Origin of the sequence: Pseudomonas sp. P97.38 (assembly GCF_001269745.1) — a bacterium.
GTDB classification, from domain to species: domain Bacteria; phylum Pseudomonadota; class Gammaproteobacteria; order Pseudomonadales; family Pseudomonadaceae; genus Aquipseudomonas; species Aquipseudomonas chlororaphis_E.
This window is the reverse complement of sequence record NZ_LHVJ01000012.1, coordinates 13,822-32,169: the sequence shown is the minus strand read 5'-3', so window position 1 is coordinate 32,169 and position 18,348 is coordinate 13,822. Positions and strand designations below refer to the sequence as shown.

General features: G+C 60.9%; 15 protein-coding genes. 2 read left to right on the top strand and 13 right to left on the bottom strand.

Features of this window, described 5'->3' with window-relative positions; translation table 11 throughout:
- Window positions 1-12 precede the first annotated feature (12 nt).
- Window positions 13-702 carry an ABC transporter permease gene (locus tag AD664_RS07240; RefSeq protein WP_172679704.1) on the bottom strand — a complete coding sequence of 230 codons (690 nt, stop codon included), beginning with the start codon at window positions 700-702 and terminating at the stop codon, window positions 13-15.
- 356 nt (window positions 703-1,058) lie between these two features.
- On the opposite strand from AD664_RS07240, the gene AD664_RS07235 reads away from it, so the two are divergent.
- Window positions 1,059-2,642: a peptide chain release factor 3 gene (locus AD664_RS07235; RefSeq protein ID WP_042731846.1), complete on the top strand. Its 1,584-nt coding sequence runs from the start codon at window positions 1,059-1,061 to the stop codon at window positions 2,640-2,642.
- Between the two features lie 346 nt (window positions 2,643-2,988).
- Window positions 2,989-3,234: a hypothetical protein gene (locus AD664_RS07230; protein WP_053145587.1), complete on the top strand. Its 246-nt coding sequence runs from the start codon at window positions 2,989-2,991 to the stop codon at window positions 3,232-3,234.
- Between the two features lie 144 nt (window positions 3,235-3,378).
- On the opposite strand, the gene AD664_RS07225 is transcribed toward AD664_RS07230, so the two are convergent.
- The 12 genes from AD664_RS07225 to AD664_RS07170 form a co-directional block, all read right to left on the bottom strand.
- On the bottom strand, window positions 3,379-4,359 hold the full coding sequence (locus AD664_RS07225) for a peptide ABC transporter ATP-binding protein (RefSeq protein WP_042732220.1): 981 nt from the start codon (window positions 4,357-4,359) through the stop codon (window positions 3,379-3,381).
- Window positions 4,359-5,327, bottom strand: a complete 969-nt coding sequence (locus AD664_RS07220; protein WP_042732219.1) for an ABC transporter ATP-binding protein — start codon at window positions 5,325-5,327, stop codon at window positions 4,359-4,361. Before AD664_RS07220 ends, AD664_RS07225 begins: the two co-directional genes overlap by 1 nt.
- A gap of 10 nt (window positions 5,328-5,337) precedes the next feature.
- Entirely contained in the window at window positions 5,338-6,249 is a 912-nt protein-coding gene (locus AD664_RS07215) for an ABC transporter permease subunit (protein WP_042732218.1), read from the bottom strand.
- A gap of 10 nt (window positions 6,250-6,259) precedes the next feature.
- Window positions 6,260-7,270, bottom strand: coding sequence for an ABC transporter permease subunit (locus AD664_RS07210; protein WP_053145585.1), 1,011 nt, complete (start codon window positions 7,268-7,270; stop codon window positions 6,260-6,262).
- Window positions 7,271-7,343: 73 nt separating this feature from the next.
- Window positions 7,344-8,939, bottom strand: coding sequence for an ABC transporter substrate-binding protein (locus tag AD664_RS07205; protein ID WP_042732217.1), 1,596 nt, complete (start codon window positions 8,937-8,939; stop codon window positions 7,344-7,346).
- Between the two features lie 73 nt (window positions 8,940-9,012).
- Window positions 9,013-10,428 (bottom strand): OprD family porin, encoded by a 1,416-nt coding sequence (locus tag AD664_RS07200; protein ID WP_047738316.1) that lies wholly within the window; start codon window positions 10,426-10,428, stop codon window positions 9,013-9,015.
- 173 nt (window positions 10,429-10,601) lie between these two features.
- The gene (locus AD664_RS07195) at window positions 10,602-12,188 is read right to left on the bottom strand and encodes an ABC transporter substrate-binding protein (RefSeq protein WP_053145583.1); all 1,587 of its coding nucleotides are present in this window, start codon (window positions 12,186-12,188) and stop codon (window positions 10,602-10,604) included.
- 394 nt (window positions 12,189-12,582) lie between these two features.
- Window positions 12,583-14,208: an ABC transporter substrate-binding protein gene (locus AD664_RS07190; protein ID WP_042732602.1), complete on the bottom strand. Its 1,626-nt coding sequence runs from the start codon at window positions 14,206-14,208 to the stop codon at window positions 12,583-12,585.
- Between the two features lie 255 nt (window positions 14,209-14,463).
- Window positions 14,464-16,065, bottom strand: coding sequence for an ABC transporter substrate-binding protein (locus AD664_RS07185; RefSeq protein ID WP_053145581.1), 1,602 nt, complete (start codon window positions 16,063-16,065; stop codon window positions 14,464-14,466).
- A gap of 117 nt (window positions 16,066-16,182) precedes the next feature.
- The gene (locus AD664_RS07180) at window positions 16,183-16,863 is read right to left on the bottom strand and encodes a serine/threonine protein phosphatase (protein WP_053145579.1); all 681 of its coding nucleotides are present in this window, start codon (window positions 16,861-16,863) and stop codon (window positions 16,183-16,185) included.
- Window positions 16,860-17,564: a hypothetical protein gene (locus AD664_RS07175; protein WP_053145577.1), complete on the bottom strand. Its 705-nt coding sequence runs from the start codon at window positions 17,562-17,564 to the stop codon at window positions 16,860-16,862. The genes AD664_RS07180 and AD664_RS07175 overlap by 4 nt, the downstream gene beginning before the upstream one ends.
- Window positions 17,561-18,316 carry a hypothetical protein gene (locus tag AD664_RS07170; protein WP_053145575.1) on the bottom strand — a complete coding sequence of 252 codons (756 nt, stop codon included), beginning with the start codon at window positions 18,314-18,316 and terminating at the stop codon, window positions 17,561-17,563. The genes AD664_RS07175 and AD664_RS07170 overlap by 4 nt, the downstream gene beginning before the upstream one ends.
- Between the last annotated feature and the right edge of the window lie 32 nt (window positions 18,317-18,348).

The following is an 18,348-nucleotide window of genomic DNA, read 5'->3' as shown; positions in this document are numbered from 1 at the left end:
TATCCAGCGGCTTCAGGACGCACGCAAACCGCGCTCCAGCCAGAGTCGGCTGGCCAGTGTCACCAGGCCATCGAGCAGCAGCGCCAGCAGGGCGGTGCAGGCCGCGCCGAGCAACAACTGCGGCTGGTTGTTCAAGGCGATGCCGGGGAAGATCAGGCTGCCGAGGCTGTTGGCACCGATCAGGAACGCCAGTGGGGCGGTACCGACGTTGATCGCCAGGGCCACGCGCACGCCGCCGACGATGATGGGCACGGCATTGGGCAACTCGACCTTCCACAGCACCTGGCGCGGGGTCATGCCGATGCCGACGGCGGCTTCCTTGAGGGAGCCCTGGACGTTCTTCAGGCCTTCATAGGTGTTGCGCACGATGGGCAGCAGCGAGGCGAGGAACAGGGCGAAGATCGCGGGCCCGCTGCCGATGCCGAGGATGCCCAGGGCGATGGCCAGTACGGCCAGGGGCGGAACGGTGTTGCCGATGTTGAACACTTGCATGAAGCGTTCGGCGCGCCCGACCATGCCAGGGCGGCTGAGGGCGATGCCGGCGGGGATGCCCACGATCAGGGCCGCGAGCATGGAAGCGACCACCAGCATCAGGTGGGCTTGCAGGTAGAACAGCAAATCGTCGCGGTAGTGCTGGATCGTATCGATGCCGATCCAGTGGACCAACAGGGCCAGGAGGGCGACGACGACCGCACCTCCCATCAGCCCTTTGCCATAGCGGATAGCCACAGGCGGACTCCTTTGTCTTTCAGTCGGCGCACGCGTTCCCGGGCGGCGTACCTTCATTGGCGGCCGGGAAAGCGTTCGCGGGAAGCAGCTCTTGTCGATGCCGGCCAGCGGCACGTCACGGGAGCCATGGGCGCAGCTTCGTCAGGCTAACTTGCTGATTTTCCAGGCCCTGACGAAAAGCTGTCGCAGGGGGGTGGACGTCTGCGCCGGGCAAAAGGTTCCCAGGTCGGGAAAGATCGGGCCCACAGGGATGCGCTCAACGGTTCGGTTCCTGGCACAAGTTGAGCTATAATCGCCGCCCTTTTTTGTCACCAGCCAGGCGATTTCCCATGACCAAACAGGCCGCCGAAGTCGCGAAACGCCGCACTTTCGCCATTATTTCCCACCCCGATGCCGGTAAGACCACCATCACCGAAAAGCTCTTGCTGATGGGCAAGGCGATTGCGGTCGCCGGCACGGTGAAGTCGCGCAAGTCCGACCGCCATGCCACCTCCGACTGGATGGAAATGGAAAAACAACGGGGTATCTCCATTACCACGTCGGTCATGCAGTTCCCGTATCGCGATCACATGATCAACCTGCTCGACACCCCGGGCCACGAAGACTTCTCCGAAGACACCTACCGCACCCTGACGGCCGTGGACTCGGCGCTGATGGTCCTCGACGGCGGTAAGGGCGTCGAGCCACGGACCATCGCGTTGATGGACGTCTGCCGCCTGCGGGACACACCCATCGTCAGCTTCATCAACAAACTCGACCGCGACATCCGCGACCCGATCGAACTGCTCGACGAGATCGAAGCCGTCCTCAAGATCAAGGCCGCACCCATCACCTGGCCGATCGGCTGCTACCGTGATTTCAAGGGCGTGTACCACCTGGCGGGCGACTACATCATCGTCTACACCGCCGGCCACGGGCATGAGCGCACCGAAACCCGGATCATCGAGAAGCTCGACTCCGACGAGGCCCGCGCCCACTTGGGCGACGAGTACGAGCGTTTCATCGAGCAACTGGAGCTGGTGCAGGGCGCCTGCCATGAGTTCGACCAGCAGGCATTCATCGACGGCCAGATGACGCCGGTGTTCTTCGGCACCGCCCTGGGCAACTTCGGGGTCGACCATGTCCTCGACGCCGTGGTCGACTGGGCCCCGCGCCCGCTGGCACGGGTCGCCAACGAACGCACCGTCGAGCCGGTGGAAGAGAAGTTCACAGGCTTCGTGTTCAAGATCCAGGCGAACATGGACCCCAAGCACCGCGACCGCATCGCGTTCATGCGTATTTGCTCCGGCAAGTACGAAAAAGGCATGAAGATGCGCCACGTGCGCACCGGCAAGGACGTGCGCATCGGCGACGCCCTGACCTTCTTCTCCTCGGAGCGCGAGCAACTGGAAGAGGCCTTCGCCGGTGACATCATCGGCCTGCACAACCACGGCACCATCCAGATCGGCGACACCTTCACCGAAGGCGAAGCCCTGGGCTTCACCGGCATCCCGCACTTCGCCCCGGAACTGTTCCGCCGCGTGCGCCTGAAGGACCCGCTCAAGTCCAAGCAACTGCGCCAAGGCTTGCAGCAACTGGCCGAAGAGGGCGCCACCCAGGTGTTCTTCCCGGAGCGCAGTAACGACATCATCCTCGGCGCGGTCGGCGTGCTGCAGTTCGACGTCGTCGCCAGCCGCCTGAAGGAGGAATACAAGGTCGAGTGCTCCTACGAGCCGATCACCGTCTATTCCGCCCGCTGGGTGGATTGCAGCGATAAGAAAAAGCTCGAGGAGTTCTCCAACAAGGCTGTGGAAAACCTCGCGCTGGACGGCGGTGGCCACCTGACCTACCTGGCGCCGACCCGGGTCAACCTGGCGTTGATGGAAGAGCGCTGGCCGGATGTGAAATTCCGAGCGACGCGCGAGCACCACTAAGCGTCAAGGCCTGCCACCCAAACCCCGCTGTGAACGCAGCGGGGTTTTTTATTGCCCGTATGCCGGGCCAGGGCCCCTGTGGGAGCGGGCTTGCTCGCGAAGGCGGTGCGTCATTCAAAGGGGATGTTGGCGGATAGACCGCTTTCGCGAGCAAGCCCGCTCTCACAAGGGGCCACAAGGGGCAGGGGTCATAACTGGACGAGATAAGCGTTATTCGAAACCAATCTGCCCATCGACGGCATTTCTGGCCATCTCTGAGCGTCCTAATGGGTGAACCGGTCTGTTCAGCATTGGATTTTCTTGAGCCGTCAGGCCCTGGCTTCATCCGCGAAAGAAGGAATCGGCTATGAACACGCTGCTGCGCATGTTGTTTTTGTTGAAGGTATTGGTGATGTTGTCCCTCGGTTCGTCGGCGGCTTGGGCGGAGTGCGACCAGCACGAACAACACGCCTGGAACGGGCAGGTTGGCCAGGGCGACATGATGCTGGCCGCGACCCAGGAGCCCGGCGATCAGGACGATGACGATTCGACCATCGACCAGCCGGACACTGACGACGGTGATGAAGGCGACGAGGGCGACAGCCAGACGTAGGCCGCCTCCAAAAAAAACGTGGCGAGGGAGCTTGCTCCCGCTGGGCCGGTCTGACGCTTCGGGTGCAGCAGTCCCCAAAGGGCCGCTTCGCGACCCAGCGGGAGCAAGCTCCCTCGCCACGTTCAGTGCGTGTTGCCTATATCGCTACGCCGCACCGTCGAGGAACTGCTCGGCGTAGTGACACGCCACCAGCCGGTTATCGAGCGGACGCAGGGCCGGTTCTTCGGTCTTGCAGCGCTCGGTGGCATACGGGCAGCGCTTGTGGAAGGCGCAGCCGGGCGGTGGGTTGAGCGGGTTGGGCAGTTCGCCGACGATCTTGATCTTGGGCTTGTTCGGGTCCGGGTGGATGGTCGGGGTGGCCGACAGCAGCGCCTGGGTGTACGGGTGCAGCGGGCGGCTGTAGATGTTTTCGTTGGGCCCCATTTCCACCGGACGACCGAGGTACATCACCATCACGTCATCGGCCACGTGCTGGACCACCGCCAGGTTGTGGGAGATGAACACGTAGGCGGTGTTGAATTCCTGCTGCAGGTCCATGAACAGGTTCAGCACCTGGGCCTGGATCGAGACGTCCAGCGCCGAGGTCGGTTCGTCCGCCACCAGCACCTTGGGTTGCAGCATCATGGCGCGGGCCAGGGCGATGCGCTGGCGCTGGCCGCCGGAGAACATGTGCGGGTAGCGCTGGTAGTGCTCGGGGCGCAGACCCACCTGCTTCATCATGGCCTGGACTTTTTCCCGACGCTCGGTGGCCGACAGGCTGGTGTTGATGAGCAGCGGCTCAGCCAGTTGGTCGCCGACTTTCTGCCGAGGGTTGAGCGACGCGTACGGGCTCTGGAACACCATCTGCACGTCTTTGCGCAACTGCTTGCGTTCGGCCTTGTTGGCGCCGGCCACTTCCTGGCCGGCGATCTTCAGGGAGCCAGAGGACGGCTCCTCGATCAACGTCAGGGCCCGGGCGAGGGTGGATTTGCCGCAACCGGATTCGCCCACCACGGCCAGGGTCTTGCCGGCCTCAAGTTCGAACGACACACCGTTGAGGGCGCGCACGGTCGCATGGCCCTTGAACATGCCACGGGACACTTCGTAATGACGGGTCAGGTCACGGGCGGTAAGTACGACGGCCATCACGCCACCTCCTGGTTCAACGGGTAGAAGCAGCGGGCGAGGCTGGCGGTTTTCGGGTCAAGGGCCGGTCGCTGTTGACGGCAGTTTTCCTGCACGTAGGGGCAACGCGGCGACAGCAGGCAGCCTTGCGGGCGGTCATAGCGGCCGGGAACGATGCCCGGCAGCGTGGCCAGGCGCTCGGCGCCCATGCTGTGCTCGGGAATCGCCGCCAGCAACGCTTCGCTGTAAGGGTGCGCCGGGATGTCGAACAGCTCCGGCACCTTGCCCACTTCCACGGCCTGGCCGGCGTACATCACGCAGACGCGCTGGGCGGTCTCGGCCACCACGGCGAGGTCGTGGGTGATCAGCACCAGGCCCATGTCCTGCTCTTTTTGCAGGGCCAGCAGCAGGTCCATGATCTGCGCCTGGATGGTCACGTCCAGGGCGGTGGTCGGTTCGTCGGCGATCAACAGCTTTGGCTCGCCAGCAATGGCCATGGCAATGGCCACGCGTTGGCTCATGCCACCGGACAGTTGATGGGGGTAGGCGTCCATGCGGCTGGCGGCGCCGGGGATCTCGACTTTCTCCAGCAGTTCGATGGCACGCTTGCGGGCAGCCTTGCCGGACATCTTCAGGTGCAGGCGCAGCACTTCTTCGATCTGGAAGCCCACGGTGTAGCTGGGGTTGAGCGCGGTCATCGGATCCTGAAAGACCATCGCCAGGTCCTTGCCGACGATCTGCCGACGCTGGCGGGCGCTCAGCTTGAGCATGTTCTTGCCGTCGAAGTTCAGCGCGTCGGCGGTGACGATGCCGGGGTGCTCGATCAGGCCCATCAGCGCCATCATGGTCACGGATTTACCCGAGCCCGACTCGCCGACGATCGCCAGCACTTCGCCTTTTTCCACGCTCAGGTCCAGGCCGTCGACCACCGGCACGGCCGTGGCGTCGCCAAAGCGGACGTTGAGATTCTTGATTTCTAACAGTGACATGGGAATCTCCTCAGGCGGCATTCTTGAGTTTCGGGTCCAGCGCATCGCGCAGCCCGTCGCCCATCAGGTTGATTGCCAGCACGCTGAGCAAAATGGTCAGGCCAGGCAGGCTCACGACCCACCAGGCGCGTTCGATGTAGTCGCGGGCCGAGGCCAGCATGGTGCCCCACTCCGGGGTCGGCGGCTGGACGCCGAGGCCGAGGAAGCCCAGGGCGGCGGCGTCGAGGATCGCCGAAGAAAAGCTCAAGGTCGCCTGCACGATCAGCGGCGCCATGCAGTTGGGCAGCACGGTGATGAACATCAGGCGCGGCAGGCCGGCACCGGCCAGGCGGGCAGCGGTCACGTAGTCGCGGTTCAGTTCACCCATCACCGCTGCGCGGGTCAGGCGCACGTAGGACGGCAGCGAGACGATGGCGATGGCGATCACGGTGTTGATCAGGCCTGGGCCGAGGATGGCGACGATCGCCACGGCCAGCAGCAGCGAAGGCAGGGCCAGCATGATGTCCATCAGGCGCATGATGGTCGGGCCGAGGATGCGCGGGAAGAACCCGGCGAACAGGCCCAGCAGGATGCCCGGGATCAGCGACATCACCACCGACGACAAGCCGATCAGCAGCGACAGGCGTGAGCCCTGGATCAGGCGCGAGAGCAGGTCGCGACCCAGTTCGTCGGTGCCGAGCAGGAACTGCATCTGGCCGCCTTCGAGCCAGGCCGGCGGCGTCAGCAGGAAGTCGCGGTACTGCTCGCTCGGGTCATGGGGTGCGACCCAGGGCGCGAAGATCGCACAGAACACGATCAGGATCATGAACAGCAGCCCGGCCACGGCGCCCTTGTTACGGGAAAACGCCTGCCAGAATTCTTTGTACGGGGACGGGTACAGCAGGCTTTGATCGACTGCTACCGAAGGAGTTGGAGTACTCATGGATTTGATCTCAGCGCTGGTGACGGATGCGTGGGTTGGCAAAGCCGTAGAGGATGTCCACGACGAAGTTGACCAGAATCACCAGGCAGGCGATTAACAGGATGCCGTTCTGCACCACGGGATAGTCCCGGGCGCCGATGGCTTCGATCAGCCACTTGCCGATACCCGGCCAGGAGAAGATCGTTTCGGTCAGCACCGCACCGGCCAGCAGGGTGCCGACTTGCAGGCCGACCACGGTCAGCACCGGGATCAGTGCGTTGCGCAGGCCATGCACGAACACCACCCGCGACGGCGACAGGCCTTTGGCCTTGGCGGTGCGGATGTAGTCCTCGCGCAGCACTTCGAGCATCGAAGAGCGGGTCATGCGGGCGATCACCGCCAGCGGGATGGTGCCCAGCACGATGGCCGGCAGGATCAGGTGGTGCAGGGCATCGAGGAAGGCGCCCGGCTCATCGGCGAGCAGGGTGTCGATCAGCATGAAGCCGGTTTTGGGCTCGATGTCGTAGAGCAGGTCGATCCGGCCCGACACCGGGGTCCAGCCCAGGCTCACCGAGAAGAACATGATCAGGATCAGGCCCCACCAGAAGATCGGCATCGAATAGCCCGCCAGGGAGACGCCCATCACCCCGTGGTCGAACAGGGACCCTCGCTTGAGTGCCGCGATCACCCCGGCCAGCAGGCCCAGGATACCGGCGAACAACAGGGCGGCCATGGACAGTTCCAGGGTCGCGGGAAACAGGGAGCTGAACTCGGTCCAGACGCTTTCACGGGTGCGCAGCGATTCGCCGAGGTCGCCGTGGGCCAATTTGCCGATGTAGTCCAGGTATTGGGCATACAGCGGCTTGTTGAGGCCAAGGCGTTCCATTGCCTGAGCATGCATTTCGGGATCGACCCGACGTTCGCCCATCATCACTTCCACGGGGTCGCCGGGGATCATGCGAATCAACGCGAAGGTCAGCAGGGTGATGCCGAAGAACGTGGGGATCAGTAATCCCAGTCGGCGGGCAATAAAACTAAACATCTTAAGGTGTACCTCATCAGCCGGTTAGGCGTGCCCGGCGCCGCTTGGTAAGCGATGCCGGGCGTTTTCTTATCTACTTCACCTGGGTGGTGGCGAAGTTGTTGGTGGTGAGCGGGCTAATGACATAGCCCTCTACGTTGTTGCGCATTGCCGTGAACATGCGGGTGTGGGCCATGCTGATCCATGGCAGGTCCTGGTTGAAAATCACCTGGGCCTGTTCATAGAGCTTGATGCGCTCCTCAGGGTTCACCGAGGCGCGGGCCTGATCGATCAGTGCCTGGAATTTCTCGTTGCACCAGCGTGCATAGTTTTCGCCGTTCTTGGCCGCCTCGCAACTGAGCATAGGCGTCAGGAAGTTATCCGGGTCGCCGTTGTCGCCCGCCCATCCGGCGGACACCATGTCGTGCTCGCCATTTTTGGCGCGCTTGAGCATTTCGCCCCATTCCATCACGCGAATGTCGACCTTGATCCCGACCTTCGCCAGGTCCGCCTGCATCATCTGCGCGCCGAGCATCGGGTTGGGGTTGGTCGGGCCGCCGCCGTTGCGGGTGAACAGGGTGAACACGGTGCCTTCCGGTACACCGGCGTCCTTGAGCAACTGGCGAGCCTTGTCCAGGTCCCGTGGCGGGTTCTTCAGGTCGTGGTTGAAGCCCAGCAGCGTCGGCGGGTACGGGTTGACCGCCACGGTGGCGTTGCCCTTGCCGAACAGCGCATTGACGTAGGCTTCCTTGTCGAAGGCCAGGTCGATGGCCTGGCGCACCCGCACGTCGCTCATGTACTTGTGACTGGTGTTCATGGCGACGTAGGACACGGTCATCGCGTCCAGCTCGGTGACCTTCAGGTTCGGGTCTTTCTTGATGTTCGGGATGTCATCGGGTTTGGGGTACAGCGCGACCTGGCACTCATTGGTCTTGAGCTTTTGCATGCGCACGTTGTTGTCGGTGGCGATGGCCAGCACCAGGGCATCGGCCGGCGGCTTGCCGCGGAAATAGTCCGGGTTGGCCTTGAAGCGCACCTGGGCGTCCTTGTTGTAGCGCTGGAAGACGAACGGCCCGGTGCCAATCGGCTTGCTGTTGAGGTCGCCGGCCTTGCCGGCCTTGAGCAACTGGTCGGCGTATTCGGCCGGGTAGATCGAGGAGAAGGCCATGGCGATGTCGGCCAGGAACGGCGCTTCGCGGCGGGTCAGGGTGAACTTGACCGTGTGTTCGTCGACTTTCTCGACGCTTTTGAGCAGCTCTTTGAAGCCCATGCTTTCAAAGTAGGGGAAGCCCACGCTCGACAGTTTGTGCCATGGGTGATTCGGGTCCAGCTGGCGCTGGAAGCTCCAGACCACGTCGTCGGCGTTCATGTCGCGGGTCGGCTTGAAGTATTCGGTGGTGTGGAACTTGACGCCTTTGCGCAGATGGAACGTGTACGTCAGGCCATCGTCACTGATGTCCCAGGATTCGGCCAGGGCCGGAATCACTTCGGTGGTGCCGGGCTTGAAGTCGGCCAGGCGGTTGAAAATGGTTTCTGCCACGGCATCGGCAGTGACTGCAGTCGTGTACTGGACCATGTCGAAGCCTTCCGGGCTGGCTTCTGTGCACACCACCAGGGGCTTGGCCGTGGCGCCAACGGCGACGCTCAGCAGCGCAGCGGCGATGGCTGCACGTAGGGGAATCATGTTCATCGTCAATCCTCTGCAATCGGTTAATGGCAAAAGCCGGACGGCCGACCTCGTGAGTCGACCGCCCGGTGGAGCGTTAGAGAATGTTGAACGGGATGGTGGTCACCAGGCGGAACTCGTTGAGGCTGCCGTCGGCCTGGTTTTCGCTGGCCCGGTGTGCAGTGTAGGTCGCCCGGATCGCGGTGGCCTTGAGCGGGCCACTCTGTACGGCGTAGGAAGCACCGACGCCGTATTCGTAGTGGTGCTCGCCGTCCATCGCTTTCACATCGCTGTAGCCGGTGCTGTTGTAGTGGGTGCCGTCGATGCCCCAGCCGCGGGCCTGGTAGATGTTGAACTTCAGGCCTGGCACGCCGTATTCAGCCATGTTCAGGCCATAGGCGATCTGGAAGGACTTCTCGTTCGGGCCGTTGAAGTCCGACAGCAGGGAGTTGGCCAGGTAGATGCCGTTGGTTTCATGCAGATAGTCGAAGTACTCGTTGCCGTTCACTTCCTGGTACGAGAACGTCAGGCTGTGGGCCTGGTGGGTCAGGCCGAACGACAGGGAGTAGGTGTCGTTGTCGATATCGCCCAGTTTGCTTTTGCCCGAGTCCACGGTCTTGTAGTAGTTCAGGCCGGTGGTCAGGCTCAGCACCGAGCTGTCGCCCAGTTCATGGGTGGCGCCGAAGTAGTACTGGTTCCACATGTCTTCGGCCTGGGTCGCCCAAAGGCTGGTCTTCAGGCTGGCCAAAGGCTGGTAGGTGATACCGGCGGTGTTGACGTGATCGGTTTCAACGCTGCTGTCGCCGTATTCGGAGCGGAACTTGCGCAGGCTCTCTTCGGTACGTGGCGAGTTGCGGTCGAAGGTGGCGATGTCGAAGCCGAGGTTCTCGAACTCCTCGCTGTGCAGGCTCACGCCCTGGAAGCTGGAGGGCAGGGCACGGTTGCCGATCACGTCGACCATCGGGCTGCTGAAGTTCTGGCGGCCGGCGGTCAGGGTGGTGTTCGACACGCGGGCCTTGACGTTGGCCAGGCCCAGTTTGCTCCACTGGCCGACGGCGTCGCCGCCTTCGCGGGTCAGGGTACGGTTGTTGCCAGCGCCCGGACGGGTGGTCGGTGCGCCGCCATTGTTGGAGGCCAGGTCCTTGCGATCCTGGTCCAGGGCGATGGCGTTGTAGGCGGCCAGTTCGGTGCTGAAGCCGACGGTGCCTTCGGTGAAGCCCGAGTTGTACTTGATGATGGTGCCTTGCAACCAGTTGATACGGCGGTCGGTTTCACGGGCTTCGCCGTTCTTGCGATAGGTGAGTTTCGCGCCCCGCTTGAATTGCTCGTTGGCGTACCAGTTACGGGTCGACCCGGTCACTGATTGCCCATCGATGAACCCCTTGGCTTCGCTTTGTTCACTGCTGGTCTTGAGGGTCACCGGGGTGACCGCCTGGCTTTGCGACTCGGCATACGCCGTCGCGGTCACGCTGCTGATGGCCAGGGCCAGTAACGCGGTGCTGCTCAATTTCATGGGTGAAGCTCCTTTTTTTCTTTCTTTATTTATGCCGGTCTTTTTTGGTGATACGGCTTGGGTTTACAGCTCATTCATGCCTGGCAAACGTTTGCATGACGCCAAATCGACGAATTCAGGCAAGACGCCTGCGCGAGAGCCCCCATGGGGGCCCTCGTGGCATGGCTAATCGGTTATGGGTTCAGGCTGACGCCCGAGAACACGTTGCGACCGAAGGGGCTGACCTTGAACCCTTCGACTTTGGCACTCAGCGGCTGGTTGACCGTCGAGTGGGCAACAGGGGTGATCGGAACTTGCTGCTTGAGCAACTGCTGGGCCTGTTTGTAGAGCACGGTGCGCTGGTCACGGTCGGTGACGACCTTGGCCTGCTTGATCAACTTGTCGTAATCCTGGTCACACCACATGGAGTAGTTGTTGCCGCCAATGGCGTCGCAGCTGTACAGCGTGCCCAGCCAGTTGTCCGGGTCACCGTTGTCGCCGGTCCAGCCGATCAGGCTGACGTCGTGCTCGCCGTTCTTGGTGCGCTTGATGTACTCGCCCCATTCGTAGCTGACGATCTTCACCTTCAGGCCGATCTTGGCCCAGTCTGCCTGGAGCATCTCGGCCATCAGCTTGGCGTTGGGGTTGTAGGGGCGTTGCACGGGCATGGCCCAGAGGGTGATCTCGGTGCCTTCCTTGACCCCGGCGGCCTTGAGCAACTCCTTGGCTTTTTCCGGGTCGTAGGCGGCGTCCTTGATGGTGTCGTCGTAGGACCATTGGGTCGGCGGCATGGCGTTGACCGCCAGTTGCCCCGCACCCTGGTACACGGCATTGAGGATGCCTTGCTTGTTCACCGCCATGTCCAGTGCCCGCCGCACTTCGACCTGGTCGAACGGTTTGTGGCGGGTGTTGTAGGCGATATAGCCGAGGTTGAAGCCGGGCTTCTCGATCAGTTGCAGCTTGGGGTCGTTCTTCAGCGCCGGTACATCGGCCGGGCGCGGATGCAGGGTGACCTGGCACTCGTTGGCCTTGAGCTTCTGCACCCGCACCGAAGGGTCGGTGTTGATGGAGAAGATCAGGTTCTTCAACTTGACCCGCTCCGGCGCCCAGTATTGCGTGTTGGCGACGTAGCGGATGTTGGAATCTTTCTGGTAGCTCTTGAACTCGAACGGCCCGGTGCCGATCGGTTTCTGATTGATGTCGCTCGGCTTGCCGCTCTTGAGCAACTGGTCGGCGTACTCGGCCGACAGGATCGCGGCAAAACTCATGGCGATGTTCTGGATGAACGCGGCGTCCACGCTGTTGAGCGTCATGACCACGGTCAACGGCCCGGTTTTCTCGACCTTGGCGATGTTCTTGTTCAGGCTCATGCCGTTGAAGTACGGGAACTCGGTGGGGTAGGCCTTGCGGAACGGGTGCTGCGGGTCGAGCATGCGGTTGAAGGTGAACAACACGTCGTCGGCGTTGAAGTCCCGGGTCGGGGTGAAGTAGTCGGTGGTATGGAACTTCACGCCTTCGCGCAGGTGGAAGGTGTACGTCAGGCCGTCTTCGGAAATATCCCATCGGGTCGCAAGGCCCGGTACGACATTGGTCGCGCCTTTTTCAAACTCGGCCAGGCGGTTGTACAACGGTTCGGCGGCATCGTTATCGGTGGCGGTGGTGTACTGCGCGGTGTCGAAACCGGCAGGGCTGCCTTCGGAACAGAACACCAGGCTGCCTTCGGCGGCCTGCGCCGCGGATGTCGCGGCCAGCAATGCGGATAAAACCAAGGTATGGCGCATGACGCTCCCTCTCTCGTTCGGGGTGTTTATCAGTGGACCGGTGTCCTTCCAGGGACGTAGCCGGAGTACTGAGCTCATTCCATTGCGATGCGATGCCGCAGGATCCGCAAGCCGAGCAGCCCCGACGGTAGGAGTCGTGGACGTGCTGGTAAATGCGTAATGCCTGAAAGACTTGTGGGAAAAGGCGACACGTCCTAAACCATCTGCTGTGGTACGCAGTGCTTTTGGATGTAGGCAATTTCCCGGGTCTCGGCATAAAACGGTCTGTCGTGGGCGCTGGCCCTGCTCGCAATGACGTTGCGGATGCAACGCCATTGCGCTTTTAAAAAGGGGCCGTCACGCCAGAAGCGTCGGACCGGCCCAGCGGGAGCAAGCTCCCTCGCCACAGATCGCTTTATTTGCTGACGCTGACGCCGTAGAAGGAATTCAAGCCAAAGGGGCTGATCTTGAAGTCCTGCACGTTGGCGCGCATGGGTTGATACACCGTCGAGTGAGCGATAGGTGTCATCGGCACGGCATCCTTGAGGACGTGTTGTGCCTGTTTGTACAGTTCGGTGCGCTTGGCCTGGTCGGTGGTGCGCTTGGCTTCCTTGACCAGACCGTCGAATTTCTTGTCGCACCATTTGGAGAAGTTGTTGCCGGCCAGCGAGTCGCAGCCGAACAGCACGTTGAGCCAGTTGTCCGGGTCACCGTTGTCACCGCTCCAGCCTATGATCATCGCCTGGTTCTCGCCGCCCTTGGAACGCTTGATGTACTCGCCCCATTCGTAGCTGACGATGTTGACGTTCAGGCCGATCTTCTTCCAGTCGGACTGCAGCATCTCGGCCATCAGCTTGGCGTTCGGGTTGTACGGACGCTGGACCGGCATCGCCCACAGGGTGATGTTGGTGCCTTCCTTGACGCCGGCTTCCTTGAGCAGCGCCTTGGCTTTCTCAGGGTCGTACTTGGCGTCCTTGATGGTGGTGTCGTAGGACCACTGGGTCGGTGGCATGGCGTTGACCGCCAGCTGGCCGGCGCCCTGGTAGACCGAGTCGATGATCTGTGGCTTGTTGACCGCCATGTCCAGTGCCTGGCGGACCTTCAGGTCAGCGAGCACGTTCGGCTCGTTGCTGCCCTTGATCTTGTCCATCACGTTATAGGCGATGTAGCCAAGGTTGAAGCCGGCCTGGTCGGGCATCTTCAGGGCCTTGTCGTCTTTCAGGGCCTTGAGGTCGGCAGGGCGTGGGAAGAGGGTGACCTGGCACTCGTTCTTCTTCAGCTTCTGGATACGCACCGATGGGTCGGTGGTGATGGCGAAGATCAGGTTGTCGATCTTCACATCTTCAGGCTTCCAGTAGTCCTTGTTGCCGGTGTAGCGGATGTTGGAGTCTTTCTGGTAGCTCTTGAACACGAACGGACCAGTGCCGACCGGTTTCTGATTGATGTCGCTGGCCTTGCCTTCCTTGAGCAGCTGCGCGGCGTACTCGGCGGACTGGATCGAGGCGAAGCTCATGGCCATGTTCTGGATGAACGCGGCGTCGACATCCTTGAGGGTGAACTTGACGGTGTGGTCGTCGACTTTATCGATCTGGGTGATGTTGGTGTCCATCCCCATGTCGGTGAAGTACGGGAATTCGGTCGGGTAAGCCTTACGGAACGGGTCGTCCTTGTTGATCATCCGGTTGAAGGTGAACAACACGTCGTCGGCGTTGAATTCGCGGGTCGGCTTGAAGTACGGAGTGGTATGGAACTTGACGCCTTCACGCAGGTGGAAGGTGTAGGTCAGGCCGTCTTCGGAAATATCCCACTTGGTCGCCAGGCCAGGAATCACGGCGGTGCCGCCGCGCTCGAACTGGGTCAGGCGGTTGAACATGGTTTCAGCAGAGGCGTCGAAGTCGGTTCCGGTGGTGTACTGACCAGGGTCAAAACCGGCTGGGCTCCCTTCGGAGCAGAACACCAGGTTAGTCGCGGCTTGGGCGAAGGGTGCGCTGGCTAATAGGCTTGCGCCGACTAAAAACGGAATGACCGCGTGTTTAAGCATGTTGGCCTCATGATTTGTTGTCATTTTTGGATTAGAGGGCGACCTCGTGAGTCGTCCTGCGGATACTTATGCAGGCCCCATACCCAATGCAAGATCCAGAGCGGTCGCAAGTCTGAAACAGTGGCACGAACGTACCTTAATGTCGCATTCGTGTAACTTCTGACGCGGTTGACCGTTTGCGGGCGTTTTTTTGGCGTCAAACGCGCCCCTTGCCGGTGCGTCGCGACGCCGTTGCGCACCGGTTTGGGGCGGGTATCACTTCGTCAAACCCACGCCGTAGAAGGGTGTAAGCCCGAATGGACTCAGTTTGAAATCCACCACTTTCCTGTTTATCGGCTGGAAGACCGTGGAGTTGGCGATGGGCGTGATCGGCACCTGTTGCTTGAGGATCTTCTGCGCCTGGCGGTACAGGTCGATGCGTTGCTGGCGGTCGGTGGAGACCTTGGCCTGCTGGATCAATTGGTCATAAGCAGGGTCGCACCACTTGGCGTAGTTGCTGCCCTTGACCGCCGCGCAGCTGTAGAGCACGCCCAGCCAGTTGTCCGGATCGCCGTTGTCGCCGGTCCAGCCGTAAATCATTGCGTCATGTTCGCCATTTTTTGCACGCTTGATGTACTCGCCCCATTCGTAGCTGACGATGTTCGCCTTGATCCCGATCTTGGCCCAATCCTGCTGGATCATCTGCGCCGACATCCGTGCATTGGGGTTGGACGCGCGCTGCACCGTCATCGCCCACAAATTGATGGTAGTACCCGGCGCAACCCCGGCTTCCTTGAGGAGCGCCCGGGCTTTGGTCACGTCGTGAGGCGCATCCTGGATGCTCGGGTCGAACGACCATTGCGCCGGCGGCAGGGCGTTCTGCGCCAGCTGGCCGGCGCTCTGGTACACGGCCTTGATGATCGCCGGCTTGTCGATGGCCATGTCCAGGGCCTGACGGACCTTGAGCTGGTCCAGGGGCGGGTGGGTCACGTTGTAGGCCAGGAAACCGAGGTTGAAACCCGGTTGCTTGAGCACCTGCAGGTTCGGGTCCTGCTCCATCACCTCGATGTCGGCCGGGCGTGGATAGCCGCTGACCTGGCACTCGTTCTTCTTGAGCTTCTGCAGGCGCACGGCGGCGTCGGGGGTGATCGAGAAAATCAGGTTGTCGAGCTTCACGTCCTCGGGTTTCCAGTACGCGGTGTTGGCGGCGTAGCGGATCTGCGAATCCTTCTGGTAACGCTTGAACACGAACGGGCCGGTGCCGACGGGCTTCTGGTTGAGGTCGCCGGCCTTGCCTTCCTTGAGCAACTGCGCGGCGTATTCGGCGGACTGCACGGAGGCGAAGCTCATCGCCAGGTTCTGCACGAAGGCGGCATCGACGTTGTTCAGGTTGAAGCGCACGGTGTGTTCGTCGACTTTCTCGACACTTTTGATCGTGGTGTTCAGGCCCATGTCGGTGAAGTACGGCGACTCGGTGGGGTAGGCCTGGCGGAACGGGTGCTGGGGGTCGAGCAGGCGTTGGAAGGTGAACAGCACGTCGTCGGCGTTGAAGTCGCGGGTGGGGGTGAAATAGTCGGTGGTGTGGAATTTCACGCCGTTACGCAGGTGAAAGGTGTAGGCCAGGCCGTCGGTGGAGACGTCCCAGCTAGTCGCCAGCCCCGGCTCGACTTCGGTGCCGCCGCGCTTGAATTGGGTGAGGCGGTTGAAGACGGTTTCGGCCGAGGCATCGAAGTCGGTGCCGCTGGTGTATTGGCTGGGATCGAACCCGGCGGGACTGGCTTCGGAGCAGTAGACCAGGGTGGTGGCGGCCTGGGCCATGGGCGCGCCGCTGATCAGGGCGAGGGTGAGTAGAAGTGGTTTGAAGGTAGTCCGGTCCATGAAATCCCTTGGCGGTGATGACGATTTTCCGAAGGGTAGCGGTTGGGGCGGGGTGGGGGAAATAGCCAAAAGTGTGGGGGACTGGTGGGTTTGGATATACCGCTGTCAGTGCGGATATCAAGTCTGGATCTGAACGACGATCCAGGAAGCGTCGTCGTGGACATCGCTAGGGTCGAGCCATTGAGTGTCCAGTAGATGAACCTGTGTCCCATCATCTAGCTCAGCCCAGAAGCCGTCGGTTGCGAACACCAGTTTTTCACCTTCAATGGTCGATCGAGTGACTATTTCCGGGTCTGGATTTCTTCGCGCTTTGAAACTCCGGCTTATCCGGTGTCGCCCTGGATCTGTTGCAAGTTGTCTGTGGTCGCGATCACGCCGCCAATTGGCGAGGCAGTGAGGTGTCGTGAACCATGTGATTGGGGCGCCGGAGCAAGCGACACCAGCACAGCAGTCTCCTTCGTAAGCGATGGTGAGCAGTCCCCTGGTGGCGACGCCGATTAGATAACACACTGATCCTGTATGTGCGGTTGAAAAGAGTTCGTGGTGTACATCGTTCAGTACACCTTTAAGCAAGGCCGCGGCGTCTTCATGACTGCTATCCGAACAGCCATCGGCTATTTTCTCGGCATATCGCTTGAGTATCTGGTCGATCAGCGCCTGTGCGAGTTGGCCGCTGCCCGGTTTGGATGTTCCGTCAGCGACGACGAATAATCCTCGTGTTCCGTCGAGCATTGCTGCTGCACAGTCTCTGTTTGCCTCTGTTGCCTGTCCTTTCACAGTCCGGATCGAGTAGATCACTTGAAGGTGCTCAGTTTCTTCAGGCGCTGGTAAATCAGCTTGCCTCGACCTGGGTTTGCCCTGACTGAGTGCAGGCTTTCGATAACATATTCGAAAGAGCTGAGAGCCAGCAAATCGGCAATGCCTGCTGAAATATAGGTCCTTAGTTCTTCAACTGCCTGGCTGACCTCTTCCAGTAAGCTTTCTCGACCGTCTACGAGGAGGATGATGTCTTCGACATCTTTGTGGTACGCGTAGCCGTTACCCCTGCCCTTGAATGCTTCAAGCTTTGTAGCGACGAAATAGGTTGGCTTGAACACTTTGATCGCAAGACCGTTGGGTAGTATGGCGACATCTGCGTTCGCCAGCCCATCCACGAACCAGCGGTTTTCATAACCGAGTATTTCTTTAACGGAAGGCATGACATCAACACTGACATCGTTGAACCTGAATCGACATGTTACATCGCTGTGCTCTGCGCTAATCTTGAAACCCTTTGTTGCCAGGCGCTCGGTGAGTCTTTGCCAGTCAGCGATGCCGCCCAACTCGATGACCAGGTCAACGTCATCGGTGCTGCGGATGTCGTCCAGCACGAGCTCGTCAGTACACAGTAGCCAGGTTGTAGAGCCGCCGACGAAAGCGACCTCCTTCAGCAACGCTTCGCCCAATCCTTCTGCGACGATGCTCAACATTTCGTAGTTGTGATCCAAGGCAGCGCTCAAAGACCCATACCTTTTTTAAGGAGTTGAATGGCGACACCGGCTTCGCGAGGCCCCCCCAGGCGAATGGAGTCCACCAAAGCCAGATAGTGGTAGAGGGTGCGGTCGTTCTTTACGGCGTCAGGCACTGTCTTGTAGATCGGCTCTACGGCCTGCCCGCGCTCTGTTCCATGGGGATCAGGCCATACGTGAATGTTCTGTCCGGCGCTCTTCAAGTGCTTGGAAAGCACGGGTGCCGCGAATCCTGTTGGAATTCCTCTTACCAAGGCGCCCGGTTTGACTGGAAAAAAGTACTTCAATGCATGCTCGGTGATCTCCAGGAGTGCGAGGCGATTAACTTTGGGCAGGGACGTTTCATAATCGTTGGTTACAAGGCCTGCCTCCCGGCACCGGAAGATTGAGTTCGATATCTCGCTTTTGCTCAAGCCCAGCGACTCGGCCAGTGCCCTCAAGGTGTAGCGGTCTTCCCATTTGCCGGCAGGTGTTTTTCGAGGGAGATCATCGTCGGCGTCCCATCCCTCCCAGGGAAACGAGTCTGCATCGATGATCGCTTTTATGGCGACCTCCAAGTTGTCCCACGATTTTTCAGGTCCCGTGGAGATGACAAATTCCCGTTTTGGGATGAAGTCATCTGCCAGCAAATCAATGAAGGAAAGGCCGCCCCAGGCTACCGTTTGGCTGCCAGTTGGCGACATGTTTTCCTGCGCATGAAGGCTGGTCATCTTGTACATCAATAAAATGTCTTGACTTTTCACGGCCTAAAAATCTCTGTCTGTCCACATTCCAT